The sequence below is a fragment of the Terrabacter aerolatus genome (genome assembly GCF_007991735.1).
Taxonomy (GTDB): domain Bacteria; phylum Actinomycetota; class Actinomycetes; order Actinomycetales; family Dermatophilaceae; genus Terrabacter; species Terrabacter aerolatus.
The window spans coordinates 125,656-143,488 of record NZ_BJYX01000011.1; the positions used below are offsets into that span (position 1 = coordinate 125,656).

The following is a 17,833-nucleotide window of genomic DNA, read 5'->3' on the forward strand; positions in this document are numbered from 1 at the left end:
CAGGCGGAGGGCAGACGTGTGCCGTGTGGCCCGGCAACCCGGGCCACACGGCATACGCACTCGCTCAGAGGTACTGACCCGTGTTGGCCGTCGCGATGGACCGACCGGGCTCCGTGCCGTCCTTGCCCTTCAGGAGCGTGCGGATGTAGACGATCCGCTCGCCCTTCTTGCCGCTGATCCGGGCCCAGTCGTCCGGGTTCGTCGTGTTGGGCAGGTCCTCGTTCTCCTTGAACTCGTCGACGCAGCTGTTGAGCAGGTGCTCGACGCGGATGCCCTTCTGGCCGGTCGTGAGGAAGTCCTTGATCGCCAGCTTCTTCGCGCGGTCGACGATGTTCTGGATCATCGCCCCGGAGTTGAAGTCCTTGAAGTAGAGGATCTCCTTGTCGCCACCCTGGTAGGTCACCTCGAGGAAGCGGTTCTCCTCCATCTCGGAGTACATCCGCTCGACCGCGGCCGTGATCATGGCAGCCACCGTGGCGTCCCGGTCTCCCCCGTTGACCGCGAGGTCGTGCTCGTGGAGCGGCAGGGTGTCGGTGAGGTACTTGCTGAAGATGTCGCGCGCGCTCTCGGCGTCGGGCCGCTCGATCTTGATCTTGGCGTCGAGGCGCCCCGGGCGCAGGATCGCGGGGTCGATCATGTCCTCGCGGTTGGAGGCCCCGATGACGATGACGTTGTCGAGGCGCTCCACGCCGTCGATCTCGGCCAGCAGCTGCGGCACGATCGTCGTCTCGACGTCGCTAGAGACGCCCGACCCGCGGGTGCGGAACAGCGAGTCCATCTCGTCGAAGAAGACGACGACCGGCGTTCCGTCGGACGCCTTCTCCCTCGCGCGCTGGAAGATGAGCCGGATGTGCCGCTCGGTCTCGCCGACGTACTTGTTGAGCAGCTCCGGGCCCTTGATGTTGAGGAAGTAGCTCTTCTCGAGGGGCTGGCCGGTGCGGGCCGACACCTGGCGCGCCAGCGAGGCCGCGACCGCCTTGGCGATGAGCGTCTTGCCGCAGCCGGGAGGACCGTAGAGCAGGACTCCCTTCGGCGGCTTGAGGGCGTGCTCCTTGTAGAGCTCGGGGTGCAGGAAGGGCAGCTCGACGGCGTCGCGGATCTGCTCGATCTGGCCGGCGAGACCGCCGATGTCGGAGTAGTCGACGTCGGGGACCTCCTCGAGCACGAGCTCCTCGACCTCGAGCTTGGGGATGACCTCGTGGACGAAGTTCGACCGCGGGTCGAGCGTCAGGGAGTCACCGACGCGGATGCGCTCGGCGAGCAACGGCGTGGCGATGCGGCAGACCCGTTCCTCGTCGCCGTGCGTGACGACGACGACGCGCTCCTCGTCGATGCGCTCCTTGACGGTGACGACCTCGCCGACCCGCTCGTAGCCGTGCACCGACACCACGTTGAGGGCCTCGTTGAGCATGACCTCGCGGCCGAGCCCCAGCTCCTGCTGGTCGACGGACGGGCTGATCGCGACGCGCATCTTGCGGCCGCCCGTGATGATGTCGATCGCGCCGTCGTCGGGCGGGTCGATGACGAGGCCGTACGTGCTCGGCGGCTGCGCCAGCCGGTCGACCTCCTTCTTCAGCGTGACGATCTGTTCGCGGGCGTCCTTGAGCGTGCGCACGAGGCGCTCGTTCTGCGACGAGAGCGTCGACAGGCTCGTCTGGACGTGGGCCAGCCTGGCCTCGAGCTCGCGCGCGCGCTGCGGCGAGTGCCGAGCCACCTCGCGCAGGGACTCGACCTCGGCACGCAGGGCTGCGAGCTCGCGGTCACCCGCGCCGGGCACTCCCCCCGGGACTCCACCGTCGGTGGCACCGTCAGGGTCTGGGTTGCGGACGTCATCAGACATCTCGGCCTCCTCGATCCGTCACTCGCACATAGTGACGATTCGACCCTAACCCCGGGTCAGCCGATGTCGTCGGACGTTTCAGCCAGTGATCGGCGGACGCGTCGGATCGTCTTGTCGCTCTTGACCCGTTCGCCGAGCGCCTCGGGCGTCCAGGCATCCGCCGGGATGTCGGTCGAGGCCGTGGACCCGGGCACCACCACGGGCCCGCCGTCGATGCCCGTGCTCGCCGGACCCGACCCGTCCTGCTCGGTCGAGCCGACGTCGGCCGTGTCGCCATAGGCACCCTTGGCCGGTCGACGCTTGCGCTCCGGCGGGACCACCCCGGGAGCGAGGCGCCGCGTCGTGATGAGGAAGCCGGTGTGACCGTGCATGCGGTGCTGCGGGCGCACGGCGAGACCCTCGAGGTGCCATCCCCGCACGAGCGACTCCCACGCGGACGGCTCGGTGAAGCCGCCGTGGGCGCGGATCCCCTCGGCCACCCGGCTCAGCTGGGTGGTCGTGGCGACGTAGCAGATGAGCACGCCCCCGGGGATGAGCGCCTCGGACACGGCCTCGAGGCACTCCCACGGCGCGAGCATGTCGAGGACGACGCGGTCGACCGTGCCGGGCGGGGCCACGGCGGGCAGTGACTCGACGAGGTCGCCCACGGTCACCGTCCACGCCGGGTGGTCACCACCGAAGAACGCGCGGCCGTTGCCACGAGCGATGTCGGCGAAGTCCTCGCGCCGCTCGAACGACAGGAGTCGGCCGTGCTCACCGATGGCGCGCAGGAGCGACATGGACAACGCGCCGCTGCCGACACCCGCCTCGACGACGGTCGCGCCGGGGAAGATGTCGGCCATCTGGACGATCTGGCCGGAGTCCTTGGGGTAGACGACCGCCGCGCCGCGCGGCATCGACATGACGTAGTCGCTGAGGAGCGGCCGCAGGGCGAGGTACTCGACCCCGGCGGTGTTCGTCACGACGGAGCCGTCGTGCGAGCCGATGAGGTCGTCGTGCCTGAGGAACCCACGGTGCGTGTGGAACTCACGGCCCGGCTCGAGCGTGATGGTGTGCAGGCGTCCCTTGGGGTCGGTCAGCTGGATGCGCTCGCCCACCTCGAAGACGCCGCGGCGATCGTGCGCTCCCGCGACGAGGGACGGCTCGGCGGCGGGCTGCTCGGCGTCGGTCATGGGAGCACAGTCTAGGTGCCGCCGGAGGCTTTTCCGGACACCCGCCTCAGGGCCGCCGCCTCGACCTCGTAGCGGCTCTGGCGCCCCGCCGGCCCGCCGAAGAAGCGGCGCCGCAGAGCACCCTCGACCTCGACGAGGTCACCACCACGCAGCCGCATCGCGGTGCGCCGAGCCGCGGCCGTCCAGCACACGACGTCGATGGTGTCGACGGTCGCCCGCCTGGTTGCCTCGACCGGCGCGCGACGTCGTCCGGCCACGGGCTCACGCGGGACGACGAGACGCAGCACGGCGATGAGGTCGCCGCTCGGCAGCTCGCGCTCCTCGGCCTCCGTGGCCAGCCGTCCCCTCAGGGCCACCTCGTTGCGCCCGCTCACGGGGTCGTCCGGGCTCGAGCGCCCCGGCCGGCCGCTCGCGGTCGGGCTCGTCCTCGTGCTGCTGCGACTCGTCGCCATGGTCACTCCCTCCGGCCCGCGTCTCGGACCCCGCGACCCACCGTGCCGGACGACACGAGTGCGGCGACAGTCAGCGCAACGGCCTGTGGACAGGACCTGCCGCCGCCCCGGGGGTGTGGAGGGCCGTGGTCTGCCGGGAGGGCGACCGCGCCACGCTGCACACGCCCGTCGTGGGCAGGCCGTGACGCGTACCGCCGAGCGCGAACGGGCTGCCGGTCAGCGTCGCCCTCGGCGCGACAGCTCGGCTCCGACGACCGCGTTGATCCGCTCGGCCGTCGCCAGCCCACGGATGTCACGCGTCGCCTCGTCGACGACGACCGCCAGGGAGAGCTCCCGCTCCGTCATGACCCGGATCAGGTCGGTGAGGACCGCGTCGTCGGGGAGGGCGACCACCCAGGCTACCGGCTGCGCGACGGTCACGGACGCGATGGCCGTGCGGTCGCGGCTCCCCAGCGGCACGGCTGCGGCGGAGTCGGGGTCGACGACCCCCAGGGGCCACCCCGTGGGGTCCGCCGCCGCGACCCAGGCACCCGAGGCGACAGCGGGCTCCACCTCCGCCACCGTGGCCGTGCCCGCGACGAGCGCGAGAGGCTCGAGCACGTCCGCCGCACGTCCCGACGTCGCCTCGTGGATGCGGCCGGCCTGCACCGCCCCCGAGGCTCCCTGCCACAGGAAGAACGCGATCGCCACCGGCCAGACGAGGTCGAAGAGCTGCGGCGAGCGCTCCTCGGCGAGGGGGCGCAGGGCGAACCAGCCGACCGTCAGCACCGCGACGACCCGGCCGAGCCACCCCGCGGCGACGAGCCCGCGACCCTTGCTGCCGGTGGCACGCCACACGAGGGCGCTGACGATCTGGCCCCCGTCGAGCGGGAGGCCCGGCAGCAGGTTGAAGAGCCCGACGAGGAGGTTGGCGAAGGCGACGATGCCGAGCAGCGTCACGGCCGTCTCGTTCGTCGTCAGGGCACGGATGCCCCAGACGACTCCGGCGAGCACGAGGTTGGACAGCGGCCCCACGACGGCGACGAGCGCGGTCGTCGTCGGCGAGGTGCGGGTCGCGTCGTAGACGGTGTGGCCACCCCACACGTCGGCGACGATCCGGCTCACCGGGTGACCACGCCAGCGCGCGGCCAGGGCGTGGGAGGCCTCGTGCACGAGCACCGACACGAGCAGGAGCACGGCGTAGCCGGCCGCCAGCAGGTACCCGTAGGAGGCTCCGCGGTCGGGGCGGGCGAGGTTGGGACCGAAGACGACGACGATGATGACGGCGATGATCGGCCAGGAGCGGCCGAGGTAGACCGGGGTGCCGGCCAGGCTGCCGATGCGCCACCCGTGGGCCGCGGAGGGGCGCGCGGGAGTGCTCATGCGCCCGAGCCTATGCCCTGCGAGAGGCCACATCCTGTGTCGGTCCCGGCGGGGGCCTGTGGGTGGCGGCCCGGCGGTGTCGGCCTCGCGGCATACAGTCGCCCCATGGTTGCAGCGCTGTCCCCGAGCCGGGCCTCGGACTTCATGTCGTGCCCGCTCCTCTACCGCTTCCGGGTCATCGACAAGCTCCCGTCGCCCCCGACCCAGGCCACGGCCCGCGGCACGCTCGTGCACGCCGTGCTCGAGCGGCTCTTCGACCTCCCCGCCACCGAGCGCACCATCGAGGCCGCCGTCGACCTCGTGCCGCAGGAGTGGCAGCGCCTCGCCGACGAGGAGCCGGCGATGCTCGACCTGCTCGCCGAGCACGACGGGCGCACCGACGAGTGGTTCGCGGGCGCCGCCACGCTGCTGCAGACGTGGTTCGGGCTCGAGGACCCCACCCGGCTCGAGCCCGCGGAGCGCGAGCTCTACGTCGAGACCGAGATCGACGGCCTCGTCCTGCGGGGCTACGTCGACCGCCTCGACGTCGCCCCCGGCGGCGCGATGCGCGTCGTCGACTACAAGACCGGCCGCTCCCCCTCCGAGCACTTCGAGGGCAAGGCCCTCTTCCAGATGAAGTTCTACGCGCTCGTGCTGTGGCGCCAGCGCGGGGTCATGCCCAAGCGGCTCCAGCTGGTTTACCTCGGCAACAGCGAGATCGTCGCCTACGAGCCTGACGAGCAGGACCTGCTCGGCACCGAACGCAAGGTCAAGGCGCTGTGGCAGGCCATCGAGCGGGCTGCGACGACGGGTGACTGGCGGCCCAGCCCGAGCCGGCTGTGCGACTGGTGCGACCACCGCGCCCTCTGCCCCGCCTGGGGAGGTACGCCACCACCCCTGCCGGTCGACGCGGCCGAGCGCGCCGTCGACCCCACGGTCACCGGGGTCGTCGAGGTCGACGACTGACAGGCCGACGATGACGTATGCCGTGTGCCAGGGGCAAACGGCATACGTCGTCGGGTGGTCGGACCGTCCTCAGACGGTGTGCTCGTCCGCGACGTCGAGGGCCTCGTCGAGGATCGCGAGTCCCTCCTCGACCTCAGCCGGGGTCGTCGTGCAGGGCGGCACGACGTGGGTCCGGTTGAAGTGCGTGAACGGCCACAGGCCGCGCTCCTTGCAGGCCGCGGCGAACGCCGCCATCGGCCGAGCCGCCTCACCGGCTGCGTTGAACGGCACCAGGGGCTCGCGCGTGTCGCGGTCGCGGACGAGCTCCACGGCCCAGAAGACGCCGAGGCCGCGCACGTCACCGACACTCGGGTGCCGAGAGGCGATCTCGCGCAGGCGTGGACCGATGACGTCGGTGCCGAGCATCCGGGCGTTGTCGATGATCCCCTCCTCGCGGAAGGCGTTGATGGACGCGACGGCGGAGGCGCAGGCCAGCGGGTGGCCCGAGTAGGTCAGCCCACCGGGGAAGGCGCGCTGGTCGAACGTCGCCCGGATCTCGTCCGAGATGACGACGCCGCCCAGGGGCACGTAGCCGGAGTTGACGCCCTTGGCGAAGGTGATGAGGTCCGGGGTGACGCCCCAGTGGTCGACGGCGAACCACTCGCCGCACCGTCCGAACCCCGCCATGACCTCGTCGGCGATGAGCATGATCCCGTGCTCGTCGCAGAGGTCGCGGACGCCCTGGAGGTAGCCGTCCGGCGGGACGAGGATGCCGTTCGTGCCGACGACGGTCTCGAGGACGACGGCAGCGATGGTGTGGGCGCCCTCGACCATGATGGTGTCGCGCAGGTGCGACAGGGCTCGGTCGCGCTCCTGCTCCTCGGACTCGGAGTGGAACGCCGAGCGGTACGTGTACGGACCCCAGAAGTGGACGACGCCGGCGACGGCCGGCTCGGCCGGCCAGCGGCGGGGGTCGCCCGTCAGCGTGATCGCCCCGGCCGTGGCGCCGTGGTAGCTCCGGTAGGTCGCGAGCACCTTGTGCCGGCCCGTGTGCAGGCGAGCCATCCGGATCGCGTTCTCGTTGGCCTCGGCCCCGCCGTTGGTGAAGAAGACGGCAGACAGCCCCTCGGGGGCGACCTCGGTGATGAGCCGGGCCGCCTCGCTGCGCGCGTCGTTGGCGAAGGCGGGCTGGATCGTGGCGAGCCGCGCGGCCTGCTCCTGGATCGCGGCGACGACCTTGGGGTGGTTGTAGCCGATGTTGACGTTGACGAGCTGGCTGCTGAAGTCGAGGTAGCGCTTGTCCTGGTAGTCCCAGAAGTAGGAGCCCTGCGCCCGCGCGATCGGCAGCGGGTCGATGAGCCCCTGCGCGGACCACGAGTGGAAGACGTGGGCGCGGTCGAGTGCACGCACCTCGTCCTCACCCATGGCGTCGAGCTGTGCGGCCACGACGGTGCGGTGGTCGCTGTCGGTCAGGTCGGTGCGGGTCAGGTCGGTGTGGGTCAGGTCGCTCAGGTCGGTCACGGGTGGGTCCTGTCTCAGCGGGTGCGCGGGAAGCCGAGGTCGACGCTCGAGGTGGCCGGGTCGGGCCACCGCTGGGTCACGACCTTGCCGCGCGTGAAGAAGTTGATGCCCTCGGGGCCGTACATGTGGGTGTCGCCGAAGAGCGAGTCCTTCCAGCCACCGAAGGAGTAGTAGGCGACGGGCACGGGGATCGGCACGTTGATGCCGACCATGCCGACCTCGACCTCGTTCTGGAACCGGCGGGCCGCGCCGCCGTCCCGGGTGAAGATGGCGGTGCCGTTGGCGTACTGGTTGGCGTTGATGAGGGCGAGCCCCTCGTCGTAGGTGGCGACGCGCACGACCGAGAGCACCGGGCCGAAGATCTCGTCGCGGTAGACCGTCATGTCGGGCGTCACGTCGTCGAGCAGCGTCATGCCGAGGAAGAAGCCGTCCTCGGGGACGTCCTGCTCGCGCCCGTCGACGACGACGGTGGCACCGGCCTCGGCACCGGCCGCGACGTAGCCGGCGACCTTGTCGCGGTGCTCGCGGGTGATGAGCGGGCCCATGTCGGTGCCCTCGGCGGCGCCCGGGCCGACCGTCAGCTTCGGCAGCCGGGAGGAGATCGCCGAGACGAGGTCGTCGCCGACGTCGCCGACGGCGACCGCGACGGACAGGGCCATGCAGCGCTCGCCCGCCGCACCGTACGCGGCCGAGACGATGGCGTCGGCGGCCATGTCGATGTCGGCGTCGGGCAGGACGAGGGCGTGGTTCTTCGCGCCACCGAGGGCCTGGACCCGCTTGCCGTTGGCCGTGCCGCGCTCGTAGATGTACCTCGCGATGGGCGTCGAGCCGACGAAGCTCAGAGCGGCGACGTCGTCGTGGTCGAGCAGCGCGTCGACGGCCTCCTTGTCGCCGTGGACGACGGTGAAGACGCCGTCGGGCAGGCCGGCCTCCTTCCACAGCTCGGCGAGGAAGAGCGAGGCCGACGGGTCCTTCTCGCTCGGCTTGAGCACGAAGGCGTTGCCGCACGCGATGGCGTTGGCGCACATCCACAGCGGCACCATCACCGGGAAGTTGAAGGGGGTGATGCCGGCGACGACCCCGAGCGGCTGACGGATGCTGTAGACGTCGACGCCGCTGGCGGCCTGCTCGGAGAAGCCGCCCTTGAGCAGCTGCGGGACCCCGGTGGCGAACTCGACGTTCTCCAGGCCGCGGGCGATCTCGCCGACGGCGTCGGACAGCACCTTGCCGTGCTCGGCGGTGACGATCGCGGCTAGCTCGTCGGTGCGCGTGTGCAGCAGCTCGCGGAAGGCGAAGAGGACCGCTGCCCGGCGCGACAGCGAGCTCGTGCGCCACTCGCGCCCGGCGTCGACCGCGGTCTTGACCGCGGCGTCCACCTCGGCGACCGAGGCGAGCGCGACCTCGCCGGTCCGGCGTCCGGTCGCCGGGTCGTGCACGGGGGCCGTGCGGCCGGAGACACCGGGCACGCGGGCGCCCGAGATCCAGTGGTCGATGGTGGTCAGGGGCTCGCTCGTCATGACGCCAACGCTACGTGCCACCCCTACCCCATACAAAGTATGTATTGCTATGTTACGAAGATGCGCGCCGTCATCTCCGCCCTCGAGGAGCGCCTCGACGCCCCGACGGCGAAGGGCCTCGCCCAGGCCGTGTCCCGGGCCATTCGCGACGCCGCGCTGTCGCCCGGGGACCGGCTGCCGCCTATCCGGCGCGTTGCCGAGGAGCTGATGATGTCGCCCACGACCGTCAGCGCGGCCTGGCAGCTGCTCGCGCGATCGGGGACGATCCGGTCGGACGGTCGACGCGGCACGACCGTCGCACCGACGGCGCGCGGTGGTGAGCGCTACACGCGAGCCCTGCGACACGAGTCGCCCGTGCGTCTCGACCTGTCGACCGGCATCCCCGACAGCGCGCTGCTGCCCCCACTCGTGCCGGTGCTCTCGCTCCTCGCGGAGCCCGCGACTCCGAGCAGCTACCTCGACGACCCCGTGCTCGAGGAGCTGCGGGCCGAGCTCGCCGGGGACTGGCCGTATGCCGCGGAGGAGCTCCTCGTCGTCGACGGCGCGATGGACGCGCTCGACCTCATCTCCAGGACCCTGCTGCGCCCCGGCGACCTCGTCATCGTCGAGAACCCGGGCTTCCCGCCCCTGCTCGACCTCCTCGAGGACCGGGGCGTCGACGTCGTCGGCGTCCCGCTCGACGAGACCGGGATCGACCTCGACCGCGTGGAGGCGCTGCTGCCGCGGCGGCCGGCCGCCGTCGTCATCCAGCCACGCGGGCAGAACCCGACCGGCGTGTCGATGTCGCCGACGCGGGCACGCCGTCTCGCGCGGCTGCTGCGCGGTCACGACTGCATCATCGTCGAGGACGACTCGAGCGGACCGATCGCGACGTCGGAGCCGATCAGTCTCGGCGCCTGGATCCCCGACCAGGTGCTCCACATCCGCAGCTTCAGCAAGTCCCACGGACCGGACCTGCGCATCGCGGCGCTCAGCGGTCCTGCCGCGCTGCTCGCCCCCGTGCGACACGCCCGGGCCATCGGCCAGGGGTGGACCAGCCGGCTGCTGCAGCGCGTGCTCGCCGCCCTGCTGCGCGACGACGACTGCCTCCGCAGCACGGCCGCGGCGCGAGCCGAGTACGCCCGTCGCCGTGCCCTGGTCGTCGAGCGGCTCTCGACCCACGGGATCGAGGTGCCGGGCACGGACGGGCTGAACATCTGGGTTCCGGTGCGCGACGAGGCGGCCGCCGTGCTCCGCCTGGCGAGCCAGGGCATCGCGGTGACCCCCGGATCCCCGTTCTCGGTCGAGCACCCGCCGGGTCCGTCCGGCCACGTCCGCGTCACGACAGGCCTCGTCCGCGCGCGCCATGACGAGGTGGCCGACCTCATCGCCGAGGCGGCAAGTGCCGGGGCCTGGACGGCTCAGCACCGCTGACGCCGCCGGTGCGGGGCGTCGCGCCGCACGCGCAGACTCGGGGCTCGGTCGGGCTCAGGGAGCAGTCGGGCTCAGGGAACAGTCGGGCTCAGGGCTCGGTCGCGGGCCGTCGGTGTCCCAGGGCCTCGAGCACCTGAGCGAGGCGCCGGTCGCGGGTCTGCTCGGTCCGGGCCGAGGAGACCGAGAGCGCGTGGGCCCTCTGCATGCTCGGTGACAGGGCGTTCCACGCGGCGAGGGCTCCCGGGTCGGCGTCCAGCACTGCCTGCAACGCCTCGGGCACGTCGACCGTGCGCGGCGCCTCGTCGAGATCCAGCGACACGTCGATCTCGTCGCCGGCTCCCCGTCCCGTCGCGGCTCGGGTGGCCGCGTTGAACGACACGAGGAACCGTCCACCCATGGACGCGATGGAGGTGCGGTAGCGGTGGTTGCCGTCGACCGTCACCTGGACCGGGACCCGTCGGCCCCGCCCGAAGGCCGCGACGACGGCGTCCGGCACGACGATGGCGACGTTGTTGCCACCGGTGGCCTCGAGGACAGCGCGAAAGCTCTGGACGCTCTCACTCACGACTGCACCCTTTCGTCGATGTCCGGGCCCGGGCGTGGGGCCCGGGCGTGGGGCCGGTTCGGGTCAGGCGCGCCCGGCGTCGCGCGCCTTGAGTCGCGCCTCCTCGGCGCGCACCTGCGCGTGGATGTCCCGCTCGGCGACGAGCCACGACGGCATCTGCTCGATGAGCGCCTTGATCTCGTCGGTGGTCAGGTGCTCACCGACACCCCCGCGGGCCAGCCCCGAGTTGGAGATGCCGAGACGTCGCGCCGTCTCCTGGCGGGTGTGGGGACCGTTGCGCCGCAGCGTCGCGAGCCACTCCGGCGGGTCCGCCTGAAGCGCGTTGAGCTCGGTGCGACTGACGACGCCTTCCTGGAAGTCGGCCGGGGTCTCGGACAGCAGGACGCCGAGCTTCTTCGCGGCCGTCTGGGGCTTCATGGTCTGCGGCTTCGGCGTGGGCATGGGTCAAGCCTAGGGCGTCGGACCAGGCTCTCCGCACGTCCGGGCGACCCCGGCTCCCCCGCACCCCGGGGCGACGTCCTGTCGGTGACTCCTCTGCGGTGGACTAGCCTCGGGACGACCTGTCCCGACCGCGGAGGCCCACCATGACGGAACCGTTCCGCGTCGAGTTCGTCCCCGGCGTGACGCCCGACAAGTGGCTTCGGGTGTGGGCCCAGCGCCTGCCCGACTCGCCCCTGGAGGCACTCCCCGTCGACGACGCCGACGCCCTGGGTCACCTCAGGGACGGGTCGTCGTCGATGGTGCTGCTCCGCCTCCCGGTCGACCGTGACGGCCTGCACGTCATCCCGCTCTACGAGGAGGTGCCGGTCGTCGTCGTGGCCAAGGAGCACGTCGTCGCGGCCGTCGACGAGGTCGACGTGGCGGACCTCTCGGACGACGTGCTGATGCAGGATCCGTCACTCGTTCCCGAGTGGTCGGCGGTGGCCGACCCGGAGACGCTGGAGAGGTCGAGGGGCATGCCGCCGATGACGACGAGACAGGCCGTCGGCGTCGTGGCGACGGGCTCTGGGGTCGTCATCGTGCCGATGTCCGTCGCCCGACTGCACCACCGCAAGGACGTCATCCACCGTCCGGTCACCGGGGTTGCGCCCTCGCGGGTCGGGCTGGCCTGGCGCGTCGACGACGAGGACCCCCGCATCGAGGAGTTCATCGGCATCGTGCGGGGGCGCACCGAGCGCAGCACCCGCGGCACGACGAGCGGCGAATCTCCGCAGACGCCGGGCAAGACGGCTCGGTCCGAGGTGCCGGACGGTCGCGGGCGTCCCCGGGCGGCCACTGCGCGTCGAGGCCAGTCGAGCGGTCGCAAGGGCGCCCCCCGTGGAGGTGGCCCGCGACGCAAGGGCCGCCGCTGAGCCGCCACGTCACGAACGGCCGCAGCCCCGGGGGGTGACGGCTGGACGTCGGGCCCCGCCGCCGGCGCTCCGCCTCAGCGAGAGGACCGCAGGGGCGACACGATCCTCGTGAGGTCGGCGGCGCCGACACCGGCGAGCGTGTCGATGTGCACCGCTCCCTCGATGGGTGGCACCGGCACGACGTGTGGGATGGCGATCGTCGGCACGCCCGCGGCCGTGGCCGAGCGCACTCCGGCGGGCGAGTCCTCGATCGCGATGCAGTCGGCAGGGTCGACGCCGATGAGTCGGGCGGCGGCGAGGTAGGGCTCCGGGTGGGGCTTGCCGTGGCTCACCTCGTCGCCGGTGACGAGGTGCACGAAGGCCCCCTCGGGCAGTCGGGCGACGACCATGTGGGCGAGGGAACGCCACGACATCGTCACGAGCAGGGACGGCACGCCGAGCGTCCCGAGTTCCAGCAGCAGCTCACGAGCCCCGGGACGCCACGGCACCCGGCGCTCCACCTGGGCGATGACGCGACCGAGCAGGGCATCGATGATCTCAGGCACGGTCAGGGCGATCCCGGACTGGTCGATGATCAGCTGGGCCGAGACCTCGAGGGCGTTGCCGACGAGCTGGTGGGCGAACTCGTCGTTCCACTCGCCGCCGTGGGCCGCCACGAGCTCGTGCTCGGCCTGGATCCAGTAGGGCTCGGTGTCGACGAGCGTGCCGTCCATGTCCCACAGGACGGCAGCGGGCAGGGCCGGGACCACGACGTCGTCGGGCTCGGTGGTGCGAGACAGGGTCACCGGGTCAGTCCTCCGGGTCGTAGGCGAGGTTCGAGGACAGCCAGCGCTCGGCCTCGGCGAGCGTCCAGCCCTTGCGCTCGGCGTAGTCCTGGACCTGGTCCCGGCCGAGTCGGCCGACGACGAAGTACTGGGACTGCGGGTGCGAGAAGTACCAGCCGCTGACCGAGGCGCCCGGCGACATGGCCATGCTCTCGGTGAGGGTAATGCCCGTGTTGGCCTCGACGTCGAGCAGGCGCCAGAGCGTGTCCTTCTCGGTGTGCTCGGGGCAGGCCGGGTAGCCCGGGGCCGGACGGATGCCGGCGTACTGCTCCTTGATGAGCGACACGTTGTCGAGGTGCTCGTCGGGCGCGTAGCCCCAGAACTCCTTGCGCACCCGCTCGTGCATGCGCTCCGCGAAGGCCTCGGCGAGTCGGTCGGCGAGCGACTCGAGCAGGATGGCGTTGTAGTCGTCGAGGTCGGCCCGGAAGGCGGCGACGCGCTCCCCCGCGCCGAGACCCGCGGTCACGGCGAACCCGCCGACCCAGTCGGGCGTGCCACGCGGCGCGACGTAGTCGGCGAGCGACCGGTTGGGCACGCCCGCACGGTGCTCACCCTGCTGGCGCAGGTGGTGCAGGACGGTCAGGCGCTCGGTGCGGGCGTCGTCGAGGTAGACCTCGACGTCGTCACCGACCGAGTTGGCGGGGAAGAACCCGATGACGCCGTTCGCGGTGAGCCAGCGCTCCTCGATGATGCGGTCGAGCATGACCTGCGCGTCGTCGTGGAGCTTGCGCGCGGCCGGTCCGCTCGCCGGGTTGTTGAGGATGTCGGGGAAGCTGCCCTTCATCTCCCACGCGTTGAAGAACGGCTGCCAGTCGATGTAACGGCGCAGCTCGCCGAGCGGGTACCGGTGGAACACCTTGACGTGCTGGGAGATCCGGCGGGACCGGGTCAGTGAGGAGACGTCGTGGTCCTGCTGCAGCAGCAGGTGGGGGTGCGGCGGCCGGTAGCTCGACCAGTCGATTGGGGTGCTCCGCTCGCGGGCCTGCTCGAGCGAGAGCAGAGGCCGGTCGTGCTTGCCTGCATGACGCGCACGGAGCGAGTCGTAGTCCTCCTTGACCTGGGCCAGCAGCTTCGGACGCAGGTCGTCGTTGAGGAGCGCGGCGGCGGTCGGCACCGAGCGCGACGCGTCCTTGACCCAGACGACCGGCCCGTCGTAGCGCTGGTCGACCTTGACGGCCGTGTGGGCGCGCGAGGTGGTCGCGCCGCCGATGAGCAGCGGGATGGTCAGGCCCTGCCGCTGCATCTCCGCCGCGAAGCCCACCATCTCGTCGAGCGAGGGGGTGATGAGCCCGGAGAGCCCGATGATGTCGGCATCGTGCTCCTTGGCGGCGTCGATGATCTTCTGCGCCGGCACCATGACGCCGAGGTCGATGACCTCGTAGTTGTTGCACTGCAGGACGACGCCGACGATGTTCTTGCCGATGTCGTGGACGTCGCCCTTGACCGTCGCCATGACGATCGTGCCGTTGGTGTCCTTGGCGGTGGCCAGCGACGGGTCCTTGGCCTTCTCCTCCTCGATGAAGGGGATGAGGTAGGCGACGGCCTTCTTCATGACGCGGGCGCTCTTGACGACCTGCGGCAGGAACATCTTGCCGGCGCCGAAGAGGTCGCCGACGACGTTCATGCCGTCCATGAGCGGGCCCTCGATCACCTCGATCGGACGCCCCCCACGCTCGGCGATCTCGGCACGGAGCAGCTCCGTGTCGGCCTCGACGTGCGCGTCGATGCCCTTGACGAGCGAGTGGGTGATGCGCTCCCCGAGGGGCAGGGCCCGCCACTCCTCCTCGCTCACCTCGGCGGCCTGACCGACCTTGTTGTACTCCTCGGCGATCTCGAGCAGGCGTTCGGCGGCGTCGGGCCGACGGTTGAGCACGACGTCCTCGATGCGCTCGCGCAGCTCGGGGTCGACCTCGTCGTAGACGACCAGGGCGCCGGCGTTGACGATGCCCATGTCGAGACCGGCCGCGATCGCGTGGTAGAGGAAGACGGCGTGGATGGCCTCGCGCACGGGGTTGTTGCCGCGGAAGCTGAACGAGACGTTGGAGATGCCGCCGGAGACCTTGGCGCCCGGGAGGTTCTCCTTGATCCAGCGCGTCGCCTCGATGAAGTCCAGGCCGTACGAGGCGTGCTCCTCGATGCCGGTGGCGACGGCGAAGACGTTCGGGTCGAAGATGATGTCCTCGGCGGGGAAGCCGACCTCGTCGACGAGCAGCCGGTACGCGCGCGAGCAGATCTTCTGGCGGCGCTCGAGCGAGTCGGCCTGCCCGTCCTCGTCGAAGGCCATGACGACTGCGGCCGCGCCGTACTTGCGCACGAGGCGCGCCTGGCGCAGGAACGGCTCCTCCCCCTCCTTGAGGGAGATCGAGTTGACGATCGCCTTGCCCTGGACGCACTTGAGCCCGGCCTCGATGACCTCCCACTTGGAGGAGTCGACCATGACCGGCACCCGGCTGATGTCGGGCTCGCTCGCGACGAGCTTGAGGAAGCGGTCCATGGCCGCGACCCCGTCGATCATCCCCTCGTCCATGTTGACGTCGATGACCTGCGCGCCGCTCTCGACCTGCTGCGCGGCGACCGACAGCGCGGTGTCGTAGTCGCCGTCCTTGATGAGCGTGCGGAACCGCGCCGAGCCCGTGATGTTGGTGCGCTCGCCGACGTTGACGAAGAGGCTGTCGTCGGTGATGGTGAACGGCTCGAGCCCCGAGAGCCGCATCGCGGGCGCGATGGTCGCGAGCTCACGGACCGGCTTGCCCTCGACGGCCTGGGCGATGGCCGCGATGTGCTCGGGCGTCGTGCCGCAGCAGCCGCCGACGAGGTTGACGAGGCCGGCCTCGGCAAACTCGCCGACGATGCCGGCGGTCTCGTCCGGCGCCTCGTCGTACTCGCCGAAGGCGTTGGGCAGACCTGCGTTGGGGTAGCAGGACACGAAGGAGTCCGCGAGACGCGACATCTCGGCGATGTAGGGCCGCATCTCCTTGGCGCCCAGGGCGCAGTTGAGCCCCACGGCCAGGGGCGAGACGTGACGGATCGAGTCCCAGAAGGCCTCGGTCACCTGACCCGACAGGGTGCGCCCGGAGGCGTCGGTGATGGTGCCTGACACCACGACGGGCCAGCGCCGGCCCTGCTCCTCGAAGAGCGTCTCCACGGCGAAGATCGCGGCCTTGGCGTTGAGGGTGTCGAAGATCGTCTCGATGAAGATGAGGTCGCTTCCGCCGTCGACCAGGCCGCGCGCGGCCTCGAGATAGGCGGCGACGAGCTGGTCGTAGGACACGTTGCGCGCCCCGGGGTCGTTGACGTCCGGGGAGATCGAGGCCGTACGCGTCGTCGGCCCGAGCGCGCCGGCGACGTAGCGCGGACGGTCAGGATCGCGGTCGGTCATGGCGTCGGCCTCGCGACGCGCCAGCGCCGCCGCCTCGAAGTTCAGCTCGTAGGCGAGCTCCTCCATGCCGTAGTCCGACAGCGAGATCGCGTTGGCGTTGAAGGTGTTGGTCTCGATGATGTCCGCGCCGGCCTCGAGGTACTCGCGGTGGATGCCGGCGATGATCTCGGGGGCCGTCAGCGTCAACAGGTCGTTGTTGCCCTGGACGTCGCTCGGCCAGTCGGCGAAGCGCTCGCCGCGGTAGCCGGCCTCGTCGGGCCGGTCACGCTGGATGGCCGTGCCCATGGCGCCGTCGAGGATCATGATGCGCTGGCCGAGCGTGGCGGTCAGGCTCTCGGTGGCGTCGGGTCGCTGCTGCGACTGGGACAACGTGGCTCCTCTCGGCGGCACGGGTTCTCGTGCCGAGTGACGGGACCGGCCCGATTCTACGGACCCGCCCGGACGCGTGCGTGCGCGCCCGCACTGCGGGCACCCGTCGTCACCACACGGCATACCCCGTCGGCCGTCTGGAGCACGGACGCCCGCCGGCGCGCAGGGCATGGAGGGGCGCGGACGCGCCCGGCGGGACTTCGGCGCATCGGCTGCGGCAGGTCCTAGGCTGAAGGGGTGGACGCGACCGCGGCCACGGCGAAGGAGACATGGTGCTGGAGTTCGAGGACGTGCCGGAGCTGAACGACCCGGTGCTCATCGCGGCCTTCGAGGGCTGGAACGACGCGGGTGAGGCCGCCACGAGCGCCGTACGCCACCTCGCCGAGGTCTGGGACGCCGAGGTCGTCGCGGCGCTCGACCCGGAGGAGTACTACGACTTCCAGGTCAACCGGCCCCGCGTCTCGCTCGAGGACGGCCGCCGCTCCCTCACCTGGCCGACGACCCGCATCCTCGTCGCCACCGAGACGGGGCTCGAGCGTGACGTCGTGCTCGTGCAGGGCATCGAGCCGTCCATGCGCTGGCGCGCCTTCTCCGTGGAGCTGCTCGACCTCGCCGAGCGGTTCGGCGTCACGACGATCGTCACCGTCGGTGCCCTGCTCGCGGACGTGCCGCACACCCGTCCGATCCCGGTCACGGCCACCGCCGAGGACGAGGCGGCGATCCACCGCTTCGACGTCGAGGCCTCGCGCTACGAGGGTCCGACGGGCATCGTCGGGGTGCTCAGCCACGCCGCGTCCGACGCGGGCGTCCCGACGGTCTCGGCCTGGGCCGCCGTGCCGCACTACGCCGGCGGCGCGCCCTCGCCCAAGGCCACCCTGAGCCTGCTGCGGCGCATCGAGTCGCTGCTCGGCGTCACCGTGCCCCACGGCGACCTGGAGGAGAACGCCCGCGCCTGGGAGCGGGGCGTCGACGAGCTGGCGCAGTCCGACGAGGAGGTCGCCGAGTACGTCCAGTCCCTCGAGGAGGCCCAGGACACCGCCGAGCTCCCCGAGGCCAGCGGCGACGCCATCGCGCGTGAGTTCGAGCGCTACCTCCGCGGCCGCGACGACGACCAGACCGGCCGCTAGCTGTACCCGGTCATGG

The 17,833-nt window shown here is 71.6% G+C and carries 14 protein-coding genes; 4 read left to right on the top strand and 10 right to left on the bottom strand.

The window, feature by feature from the left end; genetic code table 11:
* Positions 1–64: 64 nt before the first annotated feature.
* The 4 genes from arc to TAE01_RS11895 all read right to left on the bottom strand — a co-directional run bounded on the left by arc (position 65) and on the right by TAE01_RS11895 (position 4,826).
* A complete protein-coding gene (gene arc, locus TAE01_RS11880; RefSeq protein WP_147066658.1) occupies positions 65–1,840 on the bottom strand; it encodes a proteasome ATPase in 1,776 nt (591 codons plus the stop codon).
* 56 nt (positions 1,841–1,896) lie between these two features.
* Positions 1,897–3,012: a tRNA (adenine-N1)-methyltransferase gene (locus TAE01_RS11885; protein ID WP_147066660.1), complete on the bottom strand. Its 1,116-nt coding sequence runs from the start codon at positions 3,010–3,012 to the stop codon at positions 1,897–1,899.
* A gap of 11 nt (positions 3,013–3,023) precedes the next feature.
* Positions 3,024–3,464 carry a single-stranded DNA-binding protein gene (locus tag TAE01_RS11890; protein ID WP_147066662.1) on the bottom strand — a complete coding sequence of 147 codons (441 nt, stop codon included), beginning with the start codon at positions 3,462–3,464 and terminating at the stop codon, positions 3,024–3,026.
* A gap of 216 nt (positions 3,465–3,680) precedes the next feature.
* Positions 3,681–4,826 (bottom strand): site-2 protease family protein, encoded by a 1,146-nt coding sequence (locus TAE01_RS11895; RefSeq protein WP_147066664.1) that lies wholly within the window; start codon positions 4,824–4,826, stop codon positions 3,681–3,683.
* A gap of 105 nt (positions 4,827–4,931) precedes the next feature.
* On the opposite strand from TAE01_RS11895, the gene TAE01_RS11900 reads away from it, so the two are divergent.
* On the top strand, positions 4,932–5,771 hold the full coding sequence (locus TAE01_RS11900; protein ID WP_147066666.1) for a RecB family exonuclease: 840 nt from the start codon (positions 4,932–4,934) through the stop codon (positions 5,769–5,771).
* A gap of 69 nt (positions 5,772–5,840) precedes the next feature.
* Here TAE01_RS11900 and TAE01_RS11905 read toward each other — a convergent pair whose 3' ends face one another.
* Together TAE01_RS11905 and TAE01_RS11910 are read right to left on the bottom strand one after the other, a co-directional pair.
* Entirely contained in the window at positions 5,841–7,175 is a 1,335-nt protein-coding gene (locus TAE01_RS11905) for an aspartate aminotransferase family protein (RefSeq protein ID WP_147066707.1), read from the bottom strand.
* 110 nt (positions 7,176–7,285) lie between these two features.
* Entirely contained in the window at positions 7,286–8,788 is a 1,503-nt protein-coding gene (locus TAE01_RS11910) for a CoA-acylating methylmalonate-semialdehyde dehydrogenase (protein ID WP_147066668.1), read from the bottom strand.
* A 60-nt stretch (positions 8,789–8,848) separates the two neighbouring features.
* Here TAE01_RS11910 and TAE01_RS11915 point away from each other — a divergent pair, with 60 nt between their 5' ends.
* Positions 8,849–10,201 carry an aminotransferase-like domain-containing protein gene (locus tag TAE01_RS11915; RefSeq protein ID WP_147066670.1) on the top strand — a complete coding sequence of 451 codons (1,353 nt, stop codon included), beginning with the start codon at positions 8,849–8,851 and terminating at the stop codon, positions 10,199–10,201.
* An 88-nt stretch (positions 10,202–10,289) separates the two neighbouring features.
* Here TAE01_RS11915 and TAE01_RS11920 read toward each other — a convergent pair whose 3' ends face one another.
* Both TAE01_RS11920 and TAE01_RS11925 read right to left on the bottom strand, forming a co-directional pair.
* Positions 10,290–10,766: a YdeI/OmpD-associated family protein gene (locus TAE01_RS11920; RefSeq protein WP_147066672.1), complete on the bottom strand. Its 477-nt coding sequence runs from the start codon at positions 10,764–10,766 to the stop codon at positions 10,290–10,292.
* A gap of 63 nt (positions 10,767–10,829) precedes the next feature.
* Positions 10,830–11,207: a DUF5997 family protein gene (locus TAE01_RS11925; protein WP_147066674.1), complete on the bottom strand. Its 378-nt coding sequence runs from the start codon at positions 11,205–11,207 to the stop codon at positions 10,830–10,832.
* Positions 11,208–11,350: 143 nt separating this feature from the next.
* On the opposite strand from TAE01_RS11925, the gene TAE01_RS11930 reads away from it, so the two are divergent.
* The gene (locus TAE01_RS11930) at positions 11,351–12,118 is read left to right on the top strand and encodes a LysR substrate-binding domain-containing protein (protein WP_147066676.1); all 768 of its coding nucleotides are present in this window, start codon (positions 11,351–11,353) and stop codon (positions 12,116–12,118) included.
* Between the two features lie 74 nt (positions 12,119–12,192).
* Here TAE01_RS11930 and TAE01_RS11935 read toward each other — a convergent pair whose 3' ends face one another.
* Entirely contained in the window at positions 12,193–12,903 is a 711-nt protein-coding gene (locus TAE01_RS11935) for an HAD family hydrolase (RefSeq protein WP_147066678.1), read from the bottom strand.
* Between the two features lie 4 nt (positions 12,904–12,907).
* Positions 12,908–16,690 carry a methionine synthase gene (gene metH / locus TAE01_RS11940; protein ID WP_147066680.1) on the bottom strand — a complete coding sequence of 1,261 codons (3,783 nt, stop codon included), beginning with the start codon at positions 16,688–16,690 and terminating at the stop codon, positions 12,908–12,910.
* A 272-nt stretch (positions 16,691–16,962) separates the two neighbouring features.
* Here metH and TAE01_RS11945 point away from each other — a divergent pair, with 272 nt between their 5' ends.
* Complete coding sequence (locus TAE01_RS11945; protein WP_186815169.1) at positions 16,963–17,817, top strand: PAC2 family protein; 855 nt, start codon at positions 16,963–16,965, stop codon at positions 17,815–17,817.
* Positions 17,818–17,833: the final 16 nt, after the last annotated feature.

Excerpts from the sequence above, each read along its gene's own strand:
- arc (WP_147066658.1), bottom strand. The coding sequence starts at position 1,840 with ATGTCTGATGACGTCCGCAACCCAGACCCTGACGGTGCCACCGACGGT.
- TAE01_RS11885 (WP_147066660.1), bottom strand. The coding sequence starts at position 3,012 with ATGACCGACGCCGAGCAGCCCGCCGCCGAGCCGTCCCTCGTCGCGGGA.
- TAE01_RS11890 (WP_147066662.1), bottom strand. The coding sequence starts at position 3,464 with ATGGCGACGAGTCGCAGCAGCACGAGGACGAGCCCGACCGCGAGCGGC.
- TAE01_RS11895 (WP_147066664.1), bottom strand. The coding sequence starts at position 4,826 with ATGAGCACTCCCGCGCGCCCCTCCGCGGCCCACGGGTGGCGCATCGGC.
- TAE01_RS11900 (WP_147066666.1), top strand. The coding sequence starts at position 4,932 with ATGGTTGCAGCGCTGTCCCCGAGCCGGGCCTCGGACTTCATGTCGTGC.
- TAE01_RS11905 (WP_147066707.1), bottom strand. The coding sequence starts at position 7,175 with ATGGGTGAGGACGAGGTGCGTGCACTCGACCGCGCCCACGTCTTCCAC.
- TAE01_RS11910 (WP_147066668.1), bottom strand. The coding sequence starts at position 8,788 with ATGACGAGCGAGCCCCTGACCACCATCGACCACTGGATCTCGGGCGCC.
- TAE01_RS11915 (WP_147066670.1), top strand. The coding sequence starts at position 8,849 with ATGCGCGCCGTCATCTCCGCCCTCGAGGAGCGCCTCGACGCCCCGACG.
- TAE01_RS11925 (WP_147066674.1), bottom strand. The coding sequence starts at position 11,207 with ATGCCCACGCCGAAGCCGCAGACCATGAAGCCCCAGACGGCCGCGAAG.
- TAE01_RS11930 (WP_147066676.1), top strand. The coding sequence starts at position 11,351 with ATGACGGAACCGTTCCGCGTCGAGTTCGTCCCCGGCGTGACGCCCGAC.